Below are 19,953 nucleotides of genomic sequence, written 5' to 3'. Positions count from 1 at the left end.
CGAATCAACACGGCTTGGCCACGAGCCGGGGGTCCAGCGCGCCCCCGGTCACCGGGCGACGCCGCGGGAAGCGCTCGGCCGGGTGCTGGCGCGGCCCGCAAATCCGTGGTTAACCTTCCACATCCACCGCGTGGGAGGGGACGATCCGGGCACGCGCGACGAACGGGGGGCGAGGCATGCGGCGATGGGGTGGGGTGCACTCCCGCTGGTGCCGTTCGCACGTTCGTCGGCACCGCCCGGGGGCCGCGGCATGAGCTTCGAGGACGACGAATACTGGGAGGACGAGTACTCCGAGTACTCGATCATGCCGCAGTCGGCGGTCGTCCAGGAACGCCAGTTCCAGCGGCGCGACACTCCCGACCCGATCATCCCGACCCGCCGCGGCGACGGTCAGGTCGACGAGCTGGCCGCCCGCCGTCAGCGCCGGGCCCACGGCAACGCGGGTGGCGAGCCGCGCGCGGCGTTCGACACGCAGCGCCCGAGCTGGCTCGACGACCCCGACTTCGCGCCGGTCGACACGTCCCAGCCCAACCTGGCCGGCGACGACTTCAGCGACGTCGACTTCAACCGGCCCGAGCTGGGCGCCGACTTCGACGCGCCGGACACGTTCGCCGACGCGGTCCAGCGCCGCCACAACGAGCGCTACGACCTGCACGACGACATCGACGAGCCGTACGACCACCGCGACCTGGTCGCGTACGGCCACGGGCCCAATCCGGGGGCCCGGACGGTCAGCCGCAGCGACGAGGACGAAGCGGCCGGTCGGCGGCGTCAGCAGCGGCGCTCCCCCGAGCCGCGACGCACCTCCGATTCGCGTCGCCCGGCCGATTCCGGTCGCCCGGCCGACACCCGCCGCTCGCGCCGCTCGGACGACTCGCGCCGCTCGGACGACTTGCGTGGCTCGCGCGACTTGGCTGACTCGCGTGGATCCGTTGACTCGCGTGGCTCGGCCGACGAGTTCGACTCGCGGCGCTTCGGTGACGAGCGTGACGCCCGCCGGTTCGAGCAGGACCCACGCCGGTTCGCCGACGATCACGACCCGCGCCGTTCGGGTGACGGACGCCGCCCGCGCCGGCCCGAGGAGCGTCCCGGGCCCGCCGCCCCCGCGGCGAGCGGCCGGGCCCGCGTACCGGAAGAATCGCACAACATCTATCGGCGACCCGCCTCGCGGCGCGACGACGCCTACGACTACGACGACCGGCCCCGCCGTTCCCGCAACGACGAGGGTGTGCGCTCCGGCGGCCGGGCCGAGATGCTTTGGGACGAGCCTGCGGTCACGCCGCCCGGTCAAGACGACAATTCCGACGTACGGGGCCGGGGGCGCGGCGAGCGCCGCCGTCCCGACGCGTACGAGTTCGACGAGCGCCGCCGTCCCCCGCGCGACGACCGCCGCACCATCGACGGCGAGATCCTCGACGAGCGGGCCCCGCGCACCATCGAGGGCGAGATCGTCGAGGAACGCCGCCGCCCGGACCGCGACGACCGCCGCGCCCCGGCGGCCCGCCAGACGTGGGACGACCAGCAGGGCTGGGTCTCCGACGAGCGCTGGGACGACGGCCGTCCCGTCGGCGGCCAGGGCTGGGTCGAGGAGACGCCCCGCACCAGCGGCCGCGCGCGGGTGTCGCCGGCCTGGGTCGGCGAGGGCACGGCCGAACACGACACTGTCGCTGCAGCCTCCGCCCCGGTGCCGCCGGTTGCGGCCTCGGCGCCGGTGCCCCCGGTTGCGGCCTCGGCACCGGTTCTCGAGCCGGAGCAGGACGACGCGCCTCGGGTGATCAGCAAGGCCGAGCCGCCCGCCCCGCCGCGGGTGGTCGGCAAGGAGGAGCCGCCGCCGGCGCCACGCGTGGTCAAGGCCGACCCGCCGACCGCTCCGCGGGTGGTCGGGACGCATGCGCCGACCCCGGCCGCGCGGGTGGTCAGCCCGCCGCCGGTGCCGCCCACTCCGGCTGCTTCTGCTCGACCGGTCGCGCCGCCGACCCGGGGCGCGGTCCCGACGCCGGCTCCCAGCGTGCCGCGCCCGGCTCCGGCGCGGCCGTCCGTGCCGCCGCAGCCGCCGGGCCTGATCCCGGCCGACGGCCGCACTCCGGCCGGCCCGGAGCAGCCGGCCCGGCCCGAGCCCGGCTCGACGACGCTCGACCTGCCCGGCACTCATGGCTCGGTGCCGACCGGCGACGAGGGCCGGCATGGTTCTGTGTCGCCCGCGCAGCAGCCCGCAGCACGCGGCCCGCTCCCGGACGGCGTCCCCGGCCAGCGCGGGCGAGGGCCGGACGTCGCGCCGGGTCAGCGCGGTCACGACTTCGGGCCTGAGCAGCGCGGGCAACTGCCAGACGTCGCGCCCGGCCAGCGCGGCCACGACTTCGGGCCTGAGCAACGCGGGCCGCTGCCGGACGTTGCACCGGGCCAGCGTGGGCCGGTCCCGGACGGCGGGCCGGACCAGCGCGGACATCGACCGGATGTCGCTTCAGGTCAGCGCGGGCCCGAGCAGCGCGGACATGCGCCGGGGCGGCGTGGGCACGGGCCGGACGTTGCGCCGGGCCAGCGCGGGCCGGCTTCGGACGGCGGGCCGCACCAGCGCGGGCAAGCGCCGGATGTCGCGCCAGAGCAGTACGGGCCGGAGTTCGGGGCTGGGCAGCGCGGGTCGACTTCAGGTGGTCAGGGGCATCAGCCTGCCGCGCGTGGGCCGGTGCCTTACCCGGCTGGTGGGCGGGCTGACCGGGCCCCCGACGCTCCGGGACCCGAGTCGCGTCCGAGGCAGGCTCCTGATCAGGCCGCCTCGGCGCAGGGCTCCGGGCCGGCGGCGCGCGGGCCTGTCGACCCGTCGCTCATGGCGACCGACCCGCGGCTGCAGATGCCGCGGTCGCGGCGGAGCCCGCGTACGGCTCACCTCTTCCTGGCCGAGGGCGACGATCCGTGGTCGATGGTGGCCGACGAGGCTCCGCCGGCCGCGTTGCCGAGCGGTGGGCTCGGTCGCCCGGTGTCGCCGGGTGCTCCCGGTCATGGGGGCCAGCCGCAGCCGCAAGGTGGGACGCCTCCGGGCGCGATGCCGCCGGCAGTCCACGGCCCGGCACCCGAGTCCTATCGTCCGGCGGCGCCGCAGGGTCCGGTTCCGCATGGCGCCGGCTCGGTCGCTGCGGACGGTGGCCCACAGGGTCCGTCGCCGCGCAGTGGTATTCCGGCCGGCCAGGATCCGCGCGTCAACGCTCCCGCTGCGCGCGGCGCCCAGCCGGGCCAAGGCGGCGCCCCGGCCATGCCTGGCCCATCCCACGGACAGGACTCACGCGGGAACACGCCCGGCACGCCCCAGGACCCGCGCGGCAACGGCCCCGGCGCGCCGTGGGCCCAGGACGCACGTGGTGGCGCCTCGGCCGTGCCCGGCCCGCCGCAGGGTCACGACCCGCGCGGCAACGCGCCTGACACGCCGCATGGACCCGACCAGCGCGGCAGTGCTCCGGCTATGCCGGGCACGCCGGACCCACGCAGCTACGTCCCGACCACGCCGGGCACGCCACGCGGGCAAGAACCGCGCAGCAGCGACCCCGCTGCGCTTGGCGCGCAGCAGGGTCAGGACCCGCGCACGCCCAGCGCGTCTCAGGGTCAGGACCCGCGTCACGACGTCTCGGCCGGGCCGGGACAGGGGACGCGTGGGGACGCTCCGGCTGTGCCTGGCGACTCGCAGAGTCAGCGGCCGTTCGGCGAGACGCCGGGCGCTGGTCGGCACGGCGCGCCGGAGGCTCAGGCTGCCCGCAGCGATGCACCCGCGATGGATGGGCTGCCGATCAAGCAGTACGGTCCGGCGGGGGTCGGGCCGGACTCTCCTCAGGAGTCCGCGTTCCCGGCGGCGGCCCACGGCGATCCGGCGACGACTGATCCGCGGGCCCGGCTCCAGCCGGGGCGCGACAACGGGTTTGCTCCGGGGCAGCCGGCTTCCGAGTGGGCGCCGCGGAACGACGAGCAGAACGTCGCGCAGCCGGCTGAGGAGCATGCCTCCGGGCACCACAAGACCGGTGACTTCTTCCGGCGGGCCGTGGACAAGCTCTTCGGCGGCTCCCACGACACCGACAAGCACCCGCAGGGTCAGCCCTCCCCCGCCGCGCCGCCGGACCGGGGCTGGCCGACCGCGGGCCACCCCGTCGTCGATCGACCGGTGCCCGGCCAGCGGAGCCCGGCCCAGCCGGCACCCCAGCAGCCCGCCGCCGACCGGCGTGGCCCGGGTCAGCACACACCCGCGCCGGCCGCGCCCGCTCCCGGTCAGGCCGCCCCGAACCGGCACGCGTCGGACCAGTCGATCCCCGGCCAGCACGGGCCCGACTACCGCCAGGCCACGCCCGGCCAGCAGGAGTTCGGCTACCCCCAGGCCACTCCCGGCCAGCACGCGCCGCACGCACCCGCACAGCAGGCACCTGGTCAGCATGTGCCGGGTCAGCATGTGCCTGCCCAACACGGACCGGGTCAACACGCACCTGGCCAGCACGCACCTGGCCAGCACGTGGCCGGCCACGGACCTGGTCAGCACGCACCTGGTCAGCGCATTTCTGAACAGCACGCGCCGGACCAGCAGGTTCCCGGTCACCGCGAGTCGGTTCAGTCCGCGGCGAACCAGCACGCGCCGGGTCAACAGACGACCGACCCGGCGAAGCACGGTCAGAACTTGACGGGTCAGCACACGCCCGGTCAGGACGCGACCGACCCGGCAATGCGCGGTCAGCACGCAACGGGCCTGGACGTGGCCGGTCAGCATGCGTCCGACCAGGCGACGCACGGTCAGCACGTAACGGGCCAGGACGCGGCCGAACCGGCCGTGTCCGGTCAGCGCCCGGCGCCCGGGTCGGATCTTCACGGGCCTGGGCCGCAAGCGCCGCAGCAGCAGGTTCCCGGTCAAGCCGCCGGCGAGTGGCCCGCGCCCGAGCAGCACGGGCCGGCGGCGCAGGCTTCCGGTCCCCACGGGCCGGGGCAGCACGGGCCGGGGCAGCACGGGCCGGGGCAGCACGGGCCGGGGCAGCACGGGCCGGGGCAGCACGGGCCGGGTCGGCCGCCGGCGCCGGAACAGCACAGGGACGGCCAGCGCGCGGCCGGTGAGCAGGTTGCCGCGGCCGCGTCCGATCCGGCCGTCGAGCGGGTCGGTGGTCCCGAGGCCGAGTCTCCGTGGGCGCGGGTTGCTGAGCGGCCTACGTCGCTGGCCACAGCGCCGGTCAGTGCACCTCGTGGTCCGGCGCCCGTGGTGGCGCCGCGCAGCCCGGCGGCGGATGGTCAGCCGCAGGGCGATGTTCCGACTCAGTCGCTGGGCGCTCCCGGTGGCAGCCAGACGGCCGACGGCGAGAATGGTGCGCCGGGTACGTCGTCGCAGATCGGCTTTCCGCTTCGTCCGCGGCCGGCCGTCGACCCGGATCTGCGCGTGGCTGGTACCGACACCGAGCAGCGTGGGGTGGAAGTGCCCGCCCAGCGGCCTCCGTCCGAGGGTCCGCTCGCCGTCCCGGAGGCTGATGCTTCGGCCCCGGCTCCCGAGTCGGAGCGGGTCTCCCGGCACGGGGGCCCGGACGACGAGCCGCACAGTGCTGACACCCCGCCGCCGGACGCCACACGGCTGGGTGCGCACGCGGCGCCGTACATGGATCCGGACGGCACGCTGCACAACCTGCGGCCGATCGGGCGGCTGGCCGTGTCGGGGGCGGACGAACCGCAGCGGATCGCCGACACCGCGTTCGGCGGCATGTGGTTCACCCGGCCGGCGGAGGACGAGCCCGCAACAGCCGCGCCGGACACCCCGGACCCGCCGACCGAGGTCGCCACGGCCGTTCAGCCGGACGCGAACGACCCGGTTCAGGCCGAGGAGCCGAGCCGGCAGCCCACTCCGCCCGGGAAGGCGGCCGCAGAACAGCAGGCAGCACCTGGACAGCAGGCCAAGCAGGCGGAGGCGCCGTCCGAACCCGTGGCTGCGCAGCGCGAGCCGGATGAGGCCGGGGCTCAGGACGGGCGGGTCATCGACCTCGATGTGTCCGAGCTGTTCAAGGGTGTGACGATCACCGGGGAGCAGCCGGCCGTCCAGGACGAGCCGGTGGATCCGGCGTCGGTGCGGGCCCGGATCGACGAGCGGATGGCCGCGCCGCGGATGCCCCGGGAGCGGGAACCCGAGCCCGTCAAGGAACGTCCGGCGCTGTCGGCCGCGGACCTCGAGGCGATCCGGTGGCGGCTCGACGGCGGCACCCTGCGCGAGGTCGTCGACGACCGCGAGGCGCTGCGTGAGCTGGGTGAACGGCTCGACGGGCCGCTGGCCGACGAGGTCGACAACGTGGCCAAGGCGGGGCTGCTCAGCGTGCGGGCCGAGGTCTACCGGCTGCTCGGCGAGCTCGGCATGGCCGCCGCCGCGAGCCGGCTCGCTCTGGCCCACGCCGAGTCGGCCCGCGACCTGCAGTCCGAGGTGATCGCGCAGGCCGAGCTGGCCCACATCCTGCGGCTGCGCGGGGACTTCAAGGAGGCCGACCGGCTGTTCGCCAAGGCCACCGGGTCCGAGGTGCCGGAGGCGCTGCGCAGCGTGGTGCACGAGAACGCCGGGCGGTCCTGCTTCGATCAGGGGCGGCACATGGAGGCCCTCGATCACTTCGCGCGGGCCGTACGGCTCGGGCGGGCCGAGGACGCCGAGCTGGCGGCGCGGGTCGGGGTCTGCCTGGAGGCGGTCTACATCCACGTGCTGCGGGACGGCTGGGGCCCCTACCCGCGCACCCGCGAGGACATCCTGGGGCTCCAGGCCGCGCTCGAGGAGTCGACGGCCGAGCAGCCGATCATCCCGCCGCGCTGATCTCGTCGGTCCGGGCCGGCCTCGGTGGGCGGGCCATCGCCGTGCGTCCGCGGCCGCCCTGTTTGGCCTCGTAGAGAGCGGCGTCGGAGGCCGCCCGCAGCTCGTCGGCCGTGGTCGCGTGGTCGGGCAGCATGGCGACGCCGATGCTCAAGCCGGGTGGGCCGCACGGCAGACCCTCAACTGCGGCCAACACCGTACGCACCTCTTCTGATGCCTTCGCCGCGCTGACCCGGTCGGTCCGCAGAAGCACCACGAACTCGTCGCCGCCGATGCGGGCCACCAGGTCGTCCTCGCGGCGCGCGACCACCCGCAGCGCGTTCGCGACGACCTGGATGGCCTGGTCGCCGACGCCGTGCCCGTACGTGTCGTTGATCTTCTTGAAGTAGTCGATGTCGACCGTGATCAGGGCCAGCGATTCGCCGCTGCGCCGCGCCCACGTCACCGCCCGGGCCAGTTCGCCGTCGAAGGACCGCCGGTTGGCCACCCCGGTCAGCGGGTCGGCCAGCGCCTGCGACTCCAGCACCAGGCGCAGCCGGTCGTGGCGGTTGCGCAGGGAACCCACGACGAACGCGGTCAGGCTGAGCGCGACCGTCACCGACACCCAGTCCGAGAGCGCCTTGGTCGGGGTCAGCGTCGAGAACGCCACCGCCGCGTGCCCGGCCGAGATCAGCACGAGCACGACGGCCACGATGCGGTTGCTGAGAAAGTTGGCCGCGTACAGCACCGGCCACAGATAGAAGAGCTGCGCCCCGGCGCTGGCGTCATGCGAGGCGAAGTTCATCCCGGCGATGATCGCGATGGCCGCGAACGGCGCGATCAGCCACCAGACGCGCGGGATCCAGCCCGGCCGCCACCGCGCCGCCGACCCCGCGCCTGCCATGAACACGCAGGTCGCCAGGATGGCGACGACCCAGCCGGTCGGGTGGGTGTCGGGCAGCACGATGCCGGTGAGGAAGACGACGGGGGCCGCGGCCAGCATCAGGTACGCGACGCTGTGGGTTGCCCCCTGCTCGTCGCGGAGCTGGTAACGCACCGTCCGCCCTCCCTCGTCACCCCACCGTTCGGCCGCCCCGGCCAAATCATGAGCCGCCCCGCACACGCAACGGCGCAGCGCGCCAGCGTAACGACCTGCCGCACAGGGTCGGCGCGAGTGCGGAGCGACGCCCCAGGGCTCGAACCGTGGGCCTGCGCGGGTCAGGTGGGGGTGCGGTCGCGGTGGGCCAGGGTTACACCGGCGCTGGCCAGGGTGACCAGGAGCAGGGCGACGATCTCGGTGGGGCCCAGGCGTTGGGCGAGCAGGATCAGGCCGGCTACGGCGGCGGCGGCTGGTTCGAGGCTCATCAGGATGCCGAAGACTCGGGTCGGGATTCGGCGTAGGGCGTTCAGTTCCAGGCCGTACGAGAGTACGGACGACAGCAGGGCCACGGCGGCCACGCTGAGCAGCAGGGACGGGTGGTCGGCGACTGCGGTTGCGCCGGGCGCTCCGAACGGCAGCACGAGGGCGGCGGCCACGGCCAGCGAGACGGCCAAGCCACCGGTGCCGGGGACCAGGCCGCCCAGGCGGGCGCTGAGCACGATGTACGAGGCCCAGAACAGGCCGGCCACGAACGCGAGCAGCAGGCCGAGTGCGGGGGCCGAGTCGCCGCTGTCGACGCCGAGCAGCAGTACGCCGGCCGCGGCCAGGGCGGCCCACAGCAGGTCGAGGGCGCGGCGGGTCTGGACCACGGCCAGCAGGAGCGGGCCGAGGAACTCCACGGTGACGGCGATGCCCAGGGGGACCATGGAGAGGGACAGGTAGAAGATCAGGTTCATGCCGGCCATGGCCACGCCGAGCAGGGTGGCGGCCCGCCAGGCGGCCGGTGTCCACGTACGGATCCTGGGGCGGGTCACGGCGGCCAGGATCAGCGCGGCGAAGGTCAGGCGCAGCAGGGTCACGCCGGACGCGCCCAGCTCGTCGAACAGACCGGTGGCGATCGCGCTGCCCACCTGCACCGAGATGATGGCGGTGAGGACCATCAAGCCCGAGACCGGGGCCGAGGACTTCACTCGGTGCGCAGGGCTACGACGGGGTCGAGCCGGCCCGCCCGTTGAGCGGGGACGACGCCGAAGATGATGCCGACGATCGCGGAGACGCCGAACGCGAGCGCCAGCGACCACCAGGTGATCGCGGCCGGCACCGGGGAGAGCGCGTCGACCAGCAGGGCGGCGGTGACGCCGAGGGCCATGCCCAGGACGCCGCCGATGGTGGTGAGCAGCACCGCCTCGAGCAGGAACTGCACGCCGATGTCGCGGGGGCGGGCGCCGACGGCCTTGCGCAGTCCGATCTCTTTCGTCCGTTCGCGCACCGAGACCAGCATGATGTTGGAGACGCCGACGCCACCGACGAGCAGGCTGATGCCGGCGATCGCGGCCAGCACGCCGGTGAGCACGCCGAGGATGTCGCCGAGCACGCCCAGGATCTGTTCCTGGGTGACGGCGCTGAAGTCGGAGTCGGGGTGGCGTTCGGTCAGGGTGTCGACGACGGCCGTGCTGAGCTGGTTGATGCGTTCGCGGTCGGGAGCGCGGATGGCCAGGCCGTCGATGCGGTCGGTGCCGAGCAGGCGCTGGGCCGCGGTCACCGGTACGTGGACCTCGCTGTCGCGGTCGACGCCGAGGCTCTGGCCGAGCCGCTCGAACGTGCCGATCACCCGGAACCGGACGCCGCCGATGGTGATCTGGCGGCCGATCGGGTCGCGGTCGCCGAACAGGGCGGTCGCCGTGCCCGCGCCCAGCACGGCCACGCGGCGGCCGGTCGTCACATCCGTACGGGTGAGGTAAGAACCGCGGTCGAGTTTGCGCACGAAGACCGTCGGCGTGTTCTCGAGGACGCCCTGCATGCTGGCGAAGGCCGACCGGGAGCCGGCGCGCAGGGTCTCGCCCGAGGCGATCGTGGCCGCCACCCGGTCGCGGTCGCCGACCACGCGGGCCACGGCCTCGACGTCGTCGATGGTCATGGTCGAGGCGGCCGGGGCCGAACCGGCCTCGAGGCGGCCCGGAACGACCAGCAGCAGGTTGGAGCCGAGCCCCTCGACCTGCTGCTCGATCTGCCCCTTGGTGCCGGTGCCGATGCCGACCAGGGCCACCACCGCGGCCACGCCGATGACGACGCCGAGCATGGTCAGGACGCTGCGCAGCCGGTTGGCCCGCAACGCGTCCAGGGCGACCCGCCACGCCTCGGCGACCCTCACGACGTCACCCCGGCGACGAAGGCGGGAATCACTGCGCGACCGCCGCGGACGAGGGTGGGGATCACTGCGCGACCGCCGCGGACGAAGGGTCGGGGACGATCACGCCGTCTTTCATGACGATCTGGCGGTGGGCGCGGGCGGCCACCTCGCGGTCGTGGGTGACCAGGACGACGGCGACGCCCTCGGCGTTGAGCGATTCGAGCAGGGCCAGCACGGACTGGCCGGTGGCCGAGTCGAGGTTGCCGGTGGGCTCGTCGGCCAGCAGCACCGACGGGTCGGTGACCAGGGCCCGGGCGATCGCCACGCGCTGCTGCTCGCCACCGGACATCTGGTTGGGCCGGTGGTCGACCCGGTGCGACAGCCCGACCCGGTCGAGCATCTCGGTGGCCCGGGCCCGCCGCTCGCGCCGGCCGATGCCGCGGTAGACCAGGGGCAGGGCCACGTTGTCGCGGGCCGTGGTGCGGGCGAGCAGGTGGAACGACTGGAAGACGAAGCCGATGGTCTCGTTGCGCAGCTTGGCCATCTCGCCGGGGGTGAGCCCGGCGACGTCCCGCCCGCCGATCAGCAGCGTGCCACCGGTGGGCCGGTCGAGCCCGCCCAGCAGGTGCATCAGCGTCGACTTGCCCGAGCCCGAGGTGCCGACGATGGCCAGGTAGTCGCCGGGTTCGATGGTCAGCGACACCCCGCGCAGCGCGGGCACGGAGACGCCGTCGAGGTCGTACGTGCGGCTGATGCCGGTCGCGACGATGGCCGCCGTCATGAGGCTCGGTCGCCCGGCTGGATCTCGTCGGCGCCGGCCACGGCGATCCGCTGGCCGGCGTCGAGACCGTCGGTGACCTGCACGACGTCCTCACCCTGGACGCCGAGCGTCACCGGCACACGCTCGTAGCTGTCGCCCCGGACCGCCCACACGGTGTCGCGGCCGTCGACGTTGATGATGGCCGAGGCGGGCACGGTGACGGCGTCGTCGGCCTCGCGCACCTGCAACCGGATCACGGCGCTCATGCCGGGCCGGGGCGTCGGCGCGTCCGGGCCCGGGGTCAGATCCAGACGTACCTTGTACGACACCCCGCCGCGGGCCGACGTCGTCGGGAGCAGGTCGATCGAGCGCACACTGGCCGCATAGGTCGAACCCGTGGCCGCGTCGAGCTCGACGGTGGCCTTGACCCCGGGCTTGACCAGCAGCACATCCGTCTCGTCGACCTCGGCCAGCAGCCCCAGCCGCGACACGTCGACCACGGTGAACAGCGGCGTGCCGGCCGCCACGAAGGCGCCCCGGGGCACCGCGGTGTCGACCCCGGGCAGGCCGCTGCCCCCGCCGGCCGCGGGCGGAGCAGCGCCCCCGCCCGACAGCAGATCGCCCAGCGACGAGGGACTCGCCCCGGCCGTGCCACCGAACTGCACGACACCGGCCACCGGCGCCCGCAGCGTCAGCGCCTCGACCGCGGCATCGGCCAGCTCGTAGGCCTGCTGGGCCTGCAACCGCTGGGCCGCCGACAGCGAGCTGACCGCCTCGCCCAGCGACGCCACGCCCCGCTCGACCGAGCGCAGGGCGGCGGCGGCCGCGGACGAAGCGGCCGCGTACTGCTCGTTGGCCGCGTCGACCTGCTTGAGCAGCACCTCGCGCAGCGCGGGGTCGGTGATCTTGGCGGCGGCGTCACGGGCCTGCTTGAACGCCTCGGCCGCCTGCTTGTCGGTTTTTCGCCGCACGGAAGAAAAGCCCGAAGTGCCGCCGACCGAGCCACCACCGCGGGACGCCTGGTCGAGCGCCCGCTCGGCCGACAAACGCCGAGCCTCGACTTCAGGCGCGTCGATGACCGCCAGAACCTGGCCCTTGCTGACCCGTCGGCCCGGCTCGACGCGCAGGTCATCGAGGGTGCCGGCCGCTGGGGCGCTCACCGTGGCGGCGGCCCGGGCCGTCACCGAGCCCGGCGCCTCGACGATCTCGGCCACCGTGCCGCGCGCGGCCGCACCCAGGCGCACGTCACTCGGCTCGTCACCGCAGGACGCAGCGGTCGACGAGACCAGCAGCGTCCCAGCAACAGCAAGGACAAAAGGGCGGCGGCGGTGTTCGGACACGCACGCCACTCTATGTCGACCCACCGACAAGAACCGGCGATGCCGACGCCACAGGACCCAGCCCCAGTGAAGAGGGCACGATCGAAGGCAGAAGACGGCCCTTACGAGGGAGGGACGCGGCGGGAGGGAGAAAGGAAGAAAGGAGAAAGAAGGGAAGAGCAGTCAGGTCGACAGGCAGGCAGGCGGCAGGAGCGAGGTGGGAGAGCGGGAGGCAGAGAGGCGGGGAGTGGGCGGGAAACCAAGAAGGCGGGCCCCCGTGGAGGCCCGCCTTCGTCGTTGCGCTCAAGCTGCAGATCAGGTGCCGGGACGACGCCCGATCAGCTTGACCGTCATGCCGATCTTGCCGACGTTCCAGTAGGTGCGAGCGTCGCTCTGGAGCAGATTCACGCAGCCGTGCGACCCGCGCCACTTGTCGTGGATGTAGGTCGTCGTCTGGTGGAAGCCCTTGCCGCCCTGGAAGCGCTGCCAGTAGGGCAGCCACACCTCGTACGGGTCGGACCATTCCTTCTTCGTCCGCTTATTGATCTTGTATGTGCCGGACGGCGTGCGGTAGTTCTTCATGCCCGTGCGGACCACGGTCGGAGCGGCGAACTGCTTGCCGTTCTTCATGATCCACGACGTCTGCTGAGTCAGGTTCACGCAGAACGTGTAACCCGACTTCTTGGGCTTGCACGCCGCCACCTTGGTCGAGGCGAGCCGCTTGGCCACGTCGTGCGTCGTGGGCCCGGCCAGACCGGCGGCGGGCAGAATGCCGTACCGCTTCTGGAACTTGATAATGATCTTGCAATCGGCGGCCGACTGCTTGCCGTCGACCTTGGTCTTGCCGAACATGCCGAGCTTGTTGATGTAGCCCTCGACCTGCTTCTGGTACTTGCCGGTCGAACAGCCCGCCGCGGCGGCCTTGGTGACCACTGTCGTCGTGGGCACGGCAGCACTTGCCCCGCCCGGTGACAGCGCCACCGCGCCGAGACCGCCGCCGACCATGGCCGCCAACGCGACCCCGGCCGCAACCCGTCTGGATCCCACTGTGGTTCCTCCCCAGGAAACGTGTGCGCACATAGAAGCACAGCAGTGCCGCTCACGACTCCACGGGAAGGAGCGTGGCACGGAACCGGTAGGTCATTTCGGTCCGTGCGCACGCCGGTTGAGAGAAATTGGTCAGGATCGTGGGGTGGCGAAGTCCTGCACCCAGTACGGGGTCCGGCCGCGCCCGATGGCCAGGCCGACGCCCATCTCGTGCAGCCGGCAGTCCATGATGTTCTCGCGGTGGCTCGGGCTGTTCATCCAGCCGTTGACCACCTCGTACGCGCTGTCGGCGCCGCGCGCGATGTTCTCGCCGTAGCGCTTCCACCGGTAGCCGGCGTCGCTGACCCGGTCCCCCGCGTTGTCACCCCGGGGCGACCTGTGCGCGAAGTAGTCGCGGCGGGCCATGTCGGCCGCGTGGTCGTTGGCCGCCTCGATCAGCCGGCGGTCCAGAATGAACGGACGGCAACCACCGTGCCGCCGCTTCTGGTTGATCAGCCGCAGGACACGCTGCTGCACGGGCGCGGCCGGGCTGGCCGAGACGTCGCGGGCGGTCACGGCCCGGCGGGCGCCGGCCATCACGTCCATCGCGGGCTGCTGCGCCCGCCGCGGCTGCTCACGAACCTGCTTCGGCTGCGCCTGATGTTTCGGCTGAGTGGGGGCTTGCGCAGGCTTTTGTACGGAATTCTGGGGCTGAGCCGGAGGCAGAGCGGCCCGGTCCTGGGGCTGCTGCACCTGGTCCTCTCCCTGCGCCGAGTCGCCGTCCACCTCGTAACCGTCCGGCGAGTTGCCGTCCGCCGAGTCGCTGTTCGTCGTGCCGCCGTTCGCCGAATCGTTGTCCGGCGAGTCCCCGTCCGCCCCGGGGTCGTCGAGCCCCGGCCCCTCAGCCGGCCCCTCGTCGTCCGAGGAGTCCGAGCCGCCCGGCCCGTCCGAGCCGTCCGAGCCGTCCGGAGAGTCGGAGGAGTCCGAGCCGTCCGAGGAGTCGGAGTCGTCCCAGGAATCCGATCCGTCCGCGAAGTCCCCGTCCGAGGAGTCGGCGAAGTCGTCGTCCTCGCCGAACAGGCTCGGCCACCAGAAGCTGCTCCAGCCCGACGAGGGCCTCTCGTCGGCGGCCGCCGAGGTCGCCACGAAGCCGCCCCCGAGCAGGAGCGCCGCCGCCGCACTGACCACCACGACTGGTTTCCGCATACCCCGTGATCCCCGTCCTCCACGGCCACCCGGCCGCTCCGGGTCGCCTTCCATCGGAGGTCAACGGCACAGACCGGGCCCGGTCACTTGGCATCTGTCCGCCCGTCACCGGCGACGCACCGGCCGCAGTCGCTCTTCCGGGTACTGCCAGCAGGCGTTATGCCGTTCCGGTCCGATGCACGGACGTCGCACAAGCGCACAGACAAACCGGACAGTTCATGCGTACGGGGTAAGCCTGCGGGGCGATTGTTCCGATCCGCCCGGAGGTCGCAGCGTGTCGCCCCGGACTGGCAACCTCGTCGCGGTGCGCAATCGCTACCTGGATCTTCTCCGTGCCGCCGCGATCGTCCGGGTGATCGTCTACCACTTGTTCGGCTGGCCCTGGCTGTCCGTCCTGCTGCCCGCCATGGGGATCATGTTCGCGCTGGCCGGCTCGCTGACCGCGGCCTCCCTGACCAAGCGCGACGCGGCTCGGGTGGTCAGCTCCCGCCTGCGCCGCCTGCTGCCCCCGCTGTGGCTGCTGGGCGTGATCGCCGTGCCGGTCATGCTGGTCGCCGGGTGGACGGCCGAGAGCGACGGCGAGCACCCGTTCAGCGTGGCCCGGCTGGCCTTCTGGATCCTGCCGCTGGGTGATCCGCCGGGCAGCGACCAGGCCGCGGACGTGTGGGAACCGCTCTGGTACCTCCGCGCGTACCTGTGGTTCGTCCTGCTCTCGCCGGCGCTGTTCGCCCTGTGGAAGCGGATCGGCTGGGCCGCCGTGGCCCTGCCCCTGGTCGTCATGGCCGGGCTCGACGTCACCGGCTTCGAGCTGCCGGAGACAGCCGACGCCGCGCTGTGGGACTTCGTCGCGTACGGCGCGTGCTGGATCGCCGGTTTCGCCCACCAGGACGGCCGGCTACGCGCGCTCCGGCCGTGGGTGTCGTTCCCGGTCGCGCTGGCCATGGCCGCGGGGGCGGCCTATTTCGCGTACGACTACGGCACGTACGACCTGAACGACGTCCCCGAGTCGCAGGCGCTCTGGTCGCTGGCGTTCGTGCTGGTCGTGCTGCGCTGGCAGCCGCCGATGGGCTGGCTGGCCCGGATCCGGCCGCTCGACCACGCCGTCTCGGTGCTCAACGCGCGGGCTGTGACCGTGTACCTGTGGCACAACACTGCGATCGCCGCCGTGTGGCCGGTGCTGGCCTTCGTGGCGCTGGACGACCTGGGCGACCGGGCCGGGGCGGCCACCGATCTGGTGGTGGCGTTCGCGCTCACGCTGGGCGCGATGGTCGCCTTCGGCTGGGCCGAGGACGTGGCCGCCGGCCGCCGCCCGCGCCTGTGGCCCGAGACGAAGCCGTCCGCCGCTCCGGCGCCACCCGAGCCCGAGCCGGTGCCGGCGACGACGGCCCCGGACCAGCCGACCGGCGCCGCGATGGCCCGCTTCTCGGCCGCGGCCGCGATGACCCGGGCCCCCGCCAACTGGCCACCGATCCCCCGCGGCGGTGAGGAGGAAGCGGCCGCGCCCGGTCCCGGCTTCCCGGTGGCCGGCCGCCGTCCCGGCCCGGTCGGCGAGGCGCCCGATCGCCGTACCGAGCCGCTGGACGCGGCTGGGCCCGTCGACTGGTTCCGGTCGCCGCCGGAGCACGGCGACGAAGCGAGATGAGCCGTGTGAAGGAATCTCGGAAAAGGGGGATGAAGTCTCGCTAATCTGAGCGAATGCGGCAGTACGGACAAGCACCCGCACTCGCCGACGAGGCCGAGGGCGCCGGAGTGGTGGCGCTCGTCTTCCGGGCCGGGCCGCTGCTGTGCGCCATTCGGCTCGACGAGGTCATCGAGACCATGCGGCCGCTCGCGACCCGGGCCCTGGCCGGCACCCCGGCCTTCGTGCGCGGCATCACCGTGCTGCGCGGCGTGCCCACCCCCGTCGTCGACGTGTCGCGGCTGCTCGGCGGTGGGCCGGCCGATGCCGAGCGCTATCTCGCCGTACGCACCGAGCGCGGGGCCATCGCGTTCGCCACCGGCGAGATCCTGGGCATCCGGCAGGTCGAGGCCGAACCGACCGGCGGCCACCCGGCCCTGCTGGGCGGGGGCAACACCCAGCTCGTGGCCGGTGTCGGCACGCTCGGGGCCGAGCCGCTCCTGCTGCTGCAGAGCATGCGCACCGTGCCCGACGAGGTGTGGGAGGCGGCCGCCGCCGTGAGCACGGGCGAGCCGTCGTGAGCACGCCGGCCCACATCACCCGCTTCCGGGATCTGCTGGCCCGGTCGCTGGGCTGGACGTTCGCCGACAACGACGCGCCACCGCTGGGCGGCCTGCTGCGCGACCGGGCCGCCGACAACGGGATGAGCGTGGACGCCTACCTGGTCCGGCTGGCCGCCCGGTCGTGGGACGCCGAACTGTCGGTGCTGGTCGAGCGGCTCAGCATCACCGAGACCTACTGCTTCCGGCACGGCGAGCAGTTCGCCGCCCTACGCGAGGACGCCCTGCCCGAGCGGGCCGACGCGCGGTCGTCGCAGCGCACCCTGCGGATGCTCTCGGTCGCGTGCTCCTCCGGCGAGGAGGTGTACTCGCTGGCCATCACCGGGCGCCAGGTGCGGCCCGACCCGGACTGGATCATCAGCGTGACCGGGATCGACGCCAACCCGGCGGTGCTGCGCAAGGCCGAGGCGGCCTGGTACTCGGCGTGGTCGCTGCGGGAGACGCCGGACGGGGTGCGGCGGCGCTGGTTCCGGCCCGACAACGGCGGTTTCCGGGTGGTCGACGAGATCCGCAAGCTGGTGCGGTTCCAGCGGGCCAACGTGGCCGAGTCCGGCGACGGGGTGTGGAACCCCGGCCAGTACGACGTGATCTTCTGCCGTAACCTGCTGATGTACCTGACCGCGGACGTGACCTCGGCCCTGGTCGAGCGGATGACCAACGCGCTGGTGCCCGGCGGCTACCTGTTCCTCGGGCACACCGACTCGCTCGGGCGCGACCCGGCCGGGCTGGAGCTGCGGCACACCCACCGGACGTTCTACTACCGGCGCAACGGCGGCCCGACCCCGGCCCAGCGGATCTCTTCGCTGCCCGCCCCGGCCGAGCCCGCGTCACCCGACCGGGCCCCGGAGAAGGCGGCCCCACCCGTCGACGAGAACGTCTACGAGAAGAGCCTGGAGCTGCTGCGCCAGGAGCGGTTCACCGCCGCCCTCGAGCTGATCGCCGCGCCCCGCACCGGTCCCCTGCGGGCCCGCGACCAGCTGTTGCACGGCGTGCTGCTGGCCCAGTCGGGACGGCTGGACGAGGCGATCGTGCTGGCCCGCCGGCTGAGCGACGAGAACGGCCTCAACCCTGACGCGCATCAGCTGCTGGGGCTCTGCCTCGAGGACGGGTCGGCCGTGGCCGAGGCCGTCGGGCAGTACCGCCTGGCCGCGTACCTGGACCCGGGTTTCGCCCTGCCCCGGATGCGGCTGGGCCAGCTGGCCCGGCGGCAGGGCGACGACCGCACCGCGGCCGGCGAGCTGGAACGGGCGCTGGAGCTGCTGGCCCGGGAGGACGACGAGCGGATCACCCTGTTCGGCGGCGGGTTCGGCCGGATCGCGCTGACCGTGCAGTGCCGGTCCGAGCTCGACGCGTGCGGGGTCCACCCGTGACCGCGCCCAGCGGCAGCGTGTCGCGGCGGCTGCGACGGCTGCGCGACGACTTCGACCATTCTTTCGCCGAACCCGCGCGCAGCCACGACGAACAGCATCTGGAACTCCTGACGATCCGGGCCGGTGGACGCCCGTACGCGATCAGGCTCTCGCAGAGCTCCGGGGTGCACCCCGACCGCCCGGTGACGCCGCTGCCCGGCCCCCTGCCCGCGCTGCTCGGCCTGGCCGGGTTCGCCGGCGCCGTGGTGCCCGTCTACGACCTGGCCGCCCTGCTCGGGCATCCGGTGGCCGAGGTGCCCCGCTGGCTCGTGCTGGCGGCCGGCGCCCCACAGCTCGGGCTGGCCTTCCACGAGCTCGACGGGCACGTGCGGGCCACCACCGACGACCTCATCCGCGAGACGGGCGAGGACGGCAGCGACGGCGGGCACGGGCGCGGCGGCACCCTGCGCGGGCTGGTCGACCTGCCGGGCGGCAGCCGCCCGATCATCGACATCCCGGCCACGCGGGCCCTGGTTCACGCGCTGACCGGGCACGCGCAAACCACCGACGAGGGAGACGCACCATGATGGCCGGACGCACCTTCGGCACGAAGCTCGCCGCGGGCTTCGGCCTGACCCTGGCCCTGACCCTGATCATGACGGCGACCTCGGTGGCGGCGCTGCGCTACGTGCTGACCACGAAGGACAACGTGATCACGTCGGCCCGGGTCAACCTGGTCGGCACCGAGATGCTCAGCGCCCTGATGGAGTCGCGGATCGCCGACTACCGCGGCTACCTGCTCACCGGCACCGACGAGTACCTCAACGCGACCAAACAGGACCGCGAGAACTTCCTGGCCGAGGTGTCCAACCTGCGGGCGTCCATCACCGATGCGCAGTCCCGCCGGCTGCTCGACGACGTCACCGCGGCCGAGGAGAAGCACGCCGGGATCCTGGCCCCGGTCATGGCGCAACGGGCAGGAATCACCGATCTGCGCAGCGTCAACCAGATCACCGGCAACGAGCAGGTCAAACCGGCGCGCATCGCCGTGCAGGACGCGATCAAGGCGCTGATCGCCCGGCAGTCGACAGTGGTCGACTCCCGCAGCAGCGAGGCGTCGGATCGGGCCACCGCGGCCAGCATCTTCATCATCGTCATCGGTCTGTTGCTGATCGCGGCCTCGGCCCTGGTGGCCTGGAAGCTCAGCCGGAACCTGCGGCGGGAGGTGGGCGCCGCGGTCGGCCACATCCAGAGCTCGTCGGCCCAGCTCGAGGCGGCCGCGGCCCAGCAGGCCTCGGGCGGGCGCGACCAGGCCAGCGCGATGAACGAGATCACCACGACGATCAGCGAACTGCTGATCACCTCGCGGCAGATCGCCGACAGCGCCCAGCGGGTGTCCAAGATCGCCGAGGAGACGGCCGACGCGGCCCGCACCGGCGACGCCACCATCGACCAGACCCGGGCCTCGATCACCGCCATCCGCACCCAGGTCGATCAGATCGTGCAGCACATGCTGGCCCTGGGCGAGAAGTCGCAGCAGATCGGCGGGGTCGTCGATCTGGTCTCGGAGCTGGCCGAGCAGACCAACATCCTGGCCATCAACGCCACCATCGAGGCCAGCGGGGCCGGCGAGTGGGGCCGCCGGTTCGCCGTGGTGGCCGAGGAGATCCGCAAGCTGGCCGACCGGACGGCCGGGTCGGCCAAGGAGATCCGGGCGCTGATCGAGGACGTGCGGGGCGCGGTCAACACGACAGTGATGGCCACCGAGATCGGGGCCAAGGCGGTCGACTCCGGCTCGCGCCAGTTCGACGACGCCACCAGCTCGTTCCGCCGGATCGCGGGGCTGGTCGCCACCACCAGCGACGCCACCCGCGAGATCGAGCTCTCGACCAAGCAGCAGTCCACCGCCGTCGAGCAGGTCAACGTGGCCGCCTCGGACACGGCCCGGGTCACCCGCGAGACCGAGGCCAGCGCCGTGCAGACCAAGCAGACGGCGGCCCACCTCAGCACGCTCTCCGGGGAGCTGCTCGACCTGGTCGGCACCGGGCGCCACTGA

13 protein-coding genes are annotated in these 19,953 nt (G+C 73.6%); 6 read left to right on the top strand and 7 right to left on the bottom strand.

The window, feature by feature from the left end; translation table 11 throughout:
* Window positions 1-250 precede the first annotated feature (250 nt).
* The gene (locus M1L60_RS04750) at window positions 251-6,793 is read left to right on the top strand and encodes a hypothetical protein (RefSeq protein ID WP_253236040.1); all 6,543 of its coding nucleotides are present in this window, start codon (window positions 251-253) and stop codon (window positions 6,791-6,793) included.
* On the opposite strand, the gene M1L60_RS04745 is transcribed toward M1L60_RS04750, so the two are convergent.
* The 7 genes from M1L60_RS04745 to M1L60_RS04715 all read right to left on the bottom strand — a co-directional run bounded on the left by M1L60_RS04745 (window position 6,777) and on the right by M1L60_RS04715 (window position 14,310).
* A complete protein-coding gene (locus tag M1L60_RS04745; protein ID WP_253236039.1) occupies window positions 6,777-7,826 on the bottom strand; it encodes a GGDEF domain-containing protein in 1,050 nt (349 codons plus the stop codon). The two genes, M1L60_RS04750 and M1L60_RS04745, sit on opposite strands and share 17 nt — an antisense overlap.
* Before the next feature lie 161 nt (window positions 7,827-7,987).
* Entirely contained in the window at window positions 7,988-8,809 is an 822-nt protein-coding gene (locus M1L60_RS04740) for an EamA family transporter (RefSeq protein ID WP_253236486.1), read from the bottom strand.
* 26 nt (window positions 8,810-8,835) lie between these two features.
* On the bottom strand, window positions 8,836-10,020 hold the full coding sequence (locus M1L60_RS04735) for an ABC transporter permease (protein WP_253236038.1): 1,185 nt from the start codon (window positions 10,018-10,020) through the stop codon (window positions 8,836-8,838).
* Window positions 10,021-10,081: 61 nt separating this feature from the next.
* The gene (locus M1L60_RS04730; protein ID WP_253236037.1) at window positions 10,082-10,780 is read right to left on the bottom strand and encodes an ABC transporter ATP-binding protein; all 699 of its coding nucleotides are present in this window, start codon (window positions 10,778-10,780) and stop codon (window positions 10,082-10,084) included.
* The gene (locus M1L60_RS04725) at window positions 10,777-12,099 is read right to left on the bottom strand and encodes an efflux RND transporter periplasmic adaptor subunit (RefSeq protein ID WP_253236036.1); all 1,323 of its coding nucleotides are present in this window, start codon (window positions 12,097-12,099) and stop codon (window positions 10,777-10,779) included. The genes M1L60_RS04730 and M1L60_RS04725 overlap by 4 nt, the downstream gene beginning before the upstream one ends.
* Window positions 12,100-12,393: 294 nt before the next feature.
* A complete protein-coding gene (locus tag M1L60_RS04720) occupies window positions 12,394-13,125 on the bottom strand; it encodes a L,D-transpeptidase (RefSeq protein WP_253236035.1) in 732 nt (243 codons plus the stop codon).
* 132 nt (window positions 13,126-13,257) lie between these two features.
* Entirely contained in the window at window positions 13,258-14,310 is a 1,053-nt protein-coding gene (locus M1L60_RS04715) for a CAP domain-containing protein (RefSeq protein WP_253236034.1), read from the bottom strand.
* Between the two features lie 274 nt (window positions 14,311-14,584).
* Here M1L60_RS04715 and M1L60_RS04710 point away from each other — a divergent pair, with 274 nt between their 5' ends.
* From M1L60_RS04710 to M1L60_RS04690, 5 genes are read left to right on the top strand one after another with little or no spacing between them, the layout of a single operon-like run.
* Window positions 14,585-15,952 (top strand): acyltransferase family protein, encoded by a 1,368-nt coding sequence (locus M1L60_RS04710; protein ID WP_253236033.1) that lies wholly within the window; start codon window positions 14,585-14,587, stop codon window positions 15,950-15,952.
* 53 nt (window positions 15,953-16,005) lie between these two features.
* Entirely contained in the window at window positions 16,006-16,509 is a 504-nt protein-coding gene (locus M1L60_RS04705) for a chemotaxis protein CheW (RefSeq protein WP_253236032.1), read from the top strand.
* Window positions 16,506-17,918 (top strand): CheR family methyltransferase, encoded by a 1,413-nt coding sequence (locus M1L60_RS04700; protein WP_253236031.1) that lies wholly within the window; start codon window positions 16,506-16,508, stop codon window positions 17,916-17,918. Before M1L60_RS04705 ends, M1L60_RS04700 begins: the two co-directional genes overlap by 4 nt.
* The gene (locus M1L60_RS04695) at window positions 17,915-18,484 is read left to right on the top strand and encodes a chemotaxis protein CheW (RefSeq protein WP_253236030.1); all 570 of its coding nucleotides are present in this window, start codon (window positions 17,915-17,917) and stop codon (window positions 18,482-18,484) included. The genes M1L60_RS04700 and M1L60_RS04695 overlap by 4 nt, the downstream gene beginning before the upstream one ends.
* Window positions 18,481-19,953, top strand: coding sequence for a methyl-accepting chemotaxis protein (locus M1L60_RS04690; protein WP_253236029.1), 1,473 nt, complete (start codon window positions 18,481-18,483; stop codon window positions 19,951-19,953). The genes M1L60_RS04695 and M1L60_RS04690 overlap by 4 nt, the downstream gene beginning before the upstream one ends.

It is taken from the genome of Paractinoplanes aksuensis (assembly GCF_024137025.1).
Classification (GTDB): Bacteria; Actinomycetota; Actinomycetes; order Mycobacteriales; family Micromonosporaceae; genus Actinoplanes; species Actinoplanes aksuensis.
This window is presented reverse-complemented; position numbering and strand designations above follow the sequence as displayed.